This is a genomic window from Pseudoflavonifractor phocaeensis, from assembly GCF_016901955.1.
Classification (GTDB): domain Bacteria; phylum Bacillota; class Clostridia; order Oscillospirales; family Oscillospiraceae; genus Flavonifractor; species Flavonifractor phocaeensis_A.
This window is the reverse complement of the sequence record NZ_JACJLC010000143.1, coordinates 1-4,335: the sequence shown is the minus strand read 5'-3', so window position 1 is coordinate 4,335 and position 4,335 is coordinate 1. Positions and strand designations below refer to the sequence as shown.

Here is a 4,335-nt window from a genome sequence, read left to right as displayed (position 1 = left end):
TAGGGGCGACCTGTGGTCGCCCGCCCGTCCCGGGGCGGGAAACGTCACGCCGGGCGGCCACAGGCCGCCCCTACACAACCGGCGCAGGTCTGCCCGTAGGGGCGACCTGTGGTCGCCCGCCGTCCCGCTGCCGCACCCGTTCGACGGTCCGGGGTTATGGAATGCTCCGCCCCCTCATCCGTCTGGCCTTCGGCCAGCCACCTTCCCCCCTGAGGGGGGAAGGTTTTCGCTTACAAAAAGGGCTGCCGCGGCAAATGCCGCGGCAGCCAGGTTGGGGAGGTTTCAAGGATAGGGTATCGCTCAGCTTTCCAGGAACCGCTGGAGCATCACAGCGGCCTCGGCCCGGCTGGCCTCGCCGGTGGGATCCAGCTTGCCGCCGTCCTTGCCGTTGATGATACCCTCGCCCACAGCCCAGCTCAGGGCATCAGCGGCCCAGCTGGAGGTCTCCCCGCCGTCGGGGAAGGCGGACAGGTCGGCGGTGGCGGAGGTGTCCAGCTCAGCGTACTGGGCGTAACGGTAGAGGATGGTGGCGATCTGCTCCCGGGTCAGGGCGTCGTTGGGGCCGTACAGGCCGGTGTCGTAGCCGTTGACCACCTGGTTGGCGGCGGCCCAGGCCACGCCCTCGGCGTACCACTGATCCTCAGCCACGTCGGGGAAGGTGGAGGGCTCCACCTCGGGAGAACCCTCCTGCCGGTAGAGGATGGTCACCAGCATGCCCCGGGACAGGGCCATGGCGGGGGAGAAGACCCCTTCGCCGGTGCCGCCCATCAGGCCGTTGACGGTGACATACTCGATGCCGGAGGCGGCCCAGTGGTCGTCGGCCACATCGGTATAGCCCTCATAGGCGGGCGCCTCGGTGATGGGCTGGTCGGAGAGCATCTTGGCGTAGATGGTGTTGGTCACATAGCGGTAGTCATCCTGCTGGTGAGCCCGGTTGTTCACGGAGTTTGCGAAGATGGTCAGGTCCATGCCGTCCCGCTGGAGGGCAATGGCCTCGGCGTAGCCGTCCATGGTCAGCCCCTCGTCATTGAGGCAGCAGCCGGCGATGAAGCTGTCCTTGTCGGCGGCCCGGATGAGCACCTGGGCCCCCTCGGGCACCTGGGTGATGACGCCGCAGTTGTAGGTGTAGGTCACATAGTCCCCGTCGGCCACGTAGCTGGCGGTGACCAGGCTGTCGGTGGGATAGGTGACGGTGTGAAGGGCTTCCATGCCCAGGGTGTTGTACTTCAGGTCGGTGACCAGGTTTTCAGCGATGTAGGCCAGGGGGGAGGAGCCGGTGGCGATGTAGGGGGTACCCGCCTTCACGGCGGCCACGGCGGCCTCACCGCTCTCGCCCTGGTTCAGGGCCACGTTGCCCAGGATGATGTCGGCCTCGGCGGGATCGTCGGTGACGGTGAAGCCCAGCTGATCCACAAAGGCCATCACGTCATAGTTGGAGGTGCCGTTGCTGTACACGTTGCGGTAGTTGATGAAGCCGTAGCCCTCGCTGAACCACTCAGAGAAGTAGCCCTCGGTGACAGAGTGGCCGGAGAATTCGTCATAGCGGCCCGCCAGGTAGATGGTGGGCTTGGAGATGGCGTAGGCCTCGGGCAGCTCGCTCACCCGGGTGCCGGTGAGCACCAGATCCTCAAAGGACATAAAGCTGTCATAGGACACCAGGAAGTCGCCCTTGTGGTCGCCGGAGGTGATCATGCCCACGGTCTGGCCGTCGTCCAGCAGGGCATTCACCGCCCGGACGGCGGCGTTGCCGCTGTTGTCCAGGATCACATAGTCCCCCTCGGTGCCGGTGAGCTGGGAGACGCCGGTCACCTCGGTGACGGGCTCCAGCTTGCCGTCGAAGGCCCCCTTCACCGCCAGAGCCACGCAGTCAAAGCCGCGCATGGCGGGGAAGTTGGACACGGACTCGGAGTACAGGTCGGGGAAGCCGGATGCGGAGGCGTCGGCGCCCTCCCACAGCACGGCGTTGGCGTAGTTGCGCTTGGCCTGGTACATGTCCACCACCAGGCTGCCCGCCTTGTAGGTCACCCCGTCCACATAGGTGTCCTCGGTGAGCTTGGACAGGAGCACGCCGTTGCGCAGCAGGAATTCGCCCATCTCATAGGCGTCGGCCACGTCCCGCTGGGAGGCGGAATCCACGGGGATGATGTAGTACTCGGGGAAGTAGTTGTCGGTCTGGGTGTAGGGCACCCGCCAGGTGTCCTCAGCCAGCTGGTTGTTGTTCACGTCCACATACCACTTCTCCATGTCGGCGCGATGGTCCTCGTTCTCGATGCCCCGGCGGAAGAATTCCAGCTGGTTGCGGTAGATGTCGTCCTTGTGCTCCATCATGTAGTCGATGAGACCGTACATACCGTACCGGAACAGATCGGTGGAGGCCTGGTTGGAGTAGGGGGTCTCAATGGTGTAGCCCAGAGAGCCGCAGTTGAGCATGGCGTAGCTGGGGCCGTAGTTGGTGCACAGATCGTCCCAGGCGGACCAGTGCATGGTCTCGGGGTCATAGTCGTCCCGCAGGGGGGTGTAGTAGGACCAGAACAGGGTGTCGGGGTGGTCCTCCTTGGTGACGGACATGGTGCCCAGGGCGGCGGTGCCGAAGGCCTCGGACCCCAGGACGAAGTTCTTCACCAGCAGGTCATACTCCAGGTTGGGCTCATGAGGCGGGGTGCAGGGCTCTACCAGGAACTCGTCCATGTAGCCGTGGAGCTCCACAAAGGCCACGGGGTTCCAGTCGTTGATGACCGTGACCAGATTGGTGGTCTCGCTCTGGGTCTGGTTGGAGGCGTCCCGGTTCAGATCGAAGCCGTTGTCGTTGCGGCGGGCGTTGTAGGTCCGGCCGTCGGGGTTCTCGTTGGGGACGATGACGAAGATGATATCGTCCAGAATGTCGTCCACCTTCAGGGTGATATCCTCGCTGATGGCGTACAGCTCGCTGGCGTCGTTGACGCCGGTGTTGTTCTGGATATTGCCCTCCTCGTCCTTGGTGAACTTCTGGGAGCCCAGGCCGGTGATGCCCAGGTCCACCACGTCCTCGGCGAACATGGTGGAGATGTCCACGTCCTCATCCAGGAAGCCGGCCAGGGTGTTGTAGGTGATGGTCTCCTGGGTGGCCAGAACCTCCAGCAGATCCAGCTGGGCGTCCACGCCGGGGTCCTCGTCGGGGTGGACGTTGTTGAGCATCACGGGAATGCGGTAGTCCCCCAGGGTGCCGTTGTCCAGCTTGAGCATCAGGGAGGCCGGATCGGTCTCAGCGATGGCGTTCATCTGCTGGAAGGACTCCACAGAGGACTTGCTGTCGGACAGGGTGACATAATACTGATCCCGTCCGCCTTCGCTCTGGCCGAAGGTGGTGACGGTAATGTACCGGCCGGGAAGGGCCTCGTCCATAATGGCCTGGATCTTCTCGTCCACATCGTCATAGCGGGTGTAGGAGTCATAGGCGTTCACCGTCATACCGGTGGAGGCCAGCACCTCGTCCCCGTCCTGGACAGAGAAGGTATAGGGGCCGATGAAGCTGGGCCACACGTTGCGGTTGCTGGTGGAGGCGCTGTTGATGCCGATGAAGGAGTCGGCGGTGAAGGGGAGGGTGACGATGACGGTGCCGCCCTCGGTGCGGGCGGTGACCTCGCCCAGGGTGAACAGGGCGTCGCCGCCCTTGCCGCCGTTCCATACCTGCCACTTGTCCAGCTGGTCGCCGGTATAGTAGTAGGGATAGATCTCGGTATCCTGGAAGGCCTCGTCACGGGTGAGATACCAGGTGAGCCCCTGGGCCCACTCGGTGGGGTCCGCCCCGTCCAGCAGAGTGGCGTCCACCGTCAGGGTGGCGGCGAAGGCCTGATCCTTGTCCATCAGGGTGAGGGTGTCGTCGGACAGGGTGAGGGACGCGGGCTGGGCCGCGGAGGAAAGTACGCTCATGGAGAGCAGCATGCTCAGTGCTAACAACAGGGACAAGACACGGGCCAGAGACTTACTTCGTACGGTCATGTGGATGCCTCCTTATTATTATCTTCTGATCGCGCAAACCATATGTGCCGGGATTCCTGGCGGCACCTTCACTGCATGGGATTCTCCTCCTCTCGCTCAAGATGCGTAACAATGACCATATTCATCATACCTTATCTTGGGTCATTCGTCAAGATAACAGTTTCACACTGAAAAAATTAGCTTGATTTGTAAGTTAAGACCAAATAGGCGACCTGTCCCTGCCCGGCCGTTGCGGGGGGTGGGAACGGTCACGCCTATTCCCGGCTCTCCGCACCTTTCCGGGATTTCCGCACCTTCCCCAGGGGGTTGGCCCGGGCGGCGGAGCGGAGGCTCTCGTTGTCCACGTGGGTGTAGATC

1 protein-coding gene is annotated in these 4,335 nt (G+C 63.4%); it reads right to left on the bottom strand.

Features of this window, described 5'->3' with window-relative positions; translation table 11 throughout:
• Nucleotides 1-300: 300 nt before the first annotated feature.
• A complete protein-coding gene (locus tag H6B51_RS16390) occupies nt 301-3,978 on the bottom strand; it encodes an S-layer homology domain-containing protein (protein WP_204884672.1) in 3,678 nt (1,225 codons plus the stop codon).
• Between the last annotated feature and the right edge of the window lie 357 nt (nt 3,979-4,335).

Bases quoted from the DNA above. Each gene is read 5' to 3' on its own strand.
- H6B51_RS16390 (WP_204884672.1), bottom strand. From the start codon at position 3,978: ATGACCGTACGAAGTAAGTCTCTGGCCCGTGTCTTGTCCCTGTTGTTA.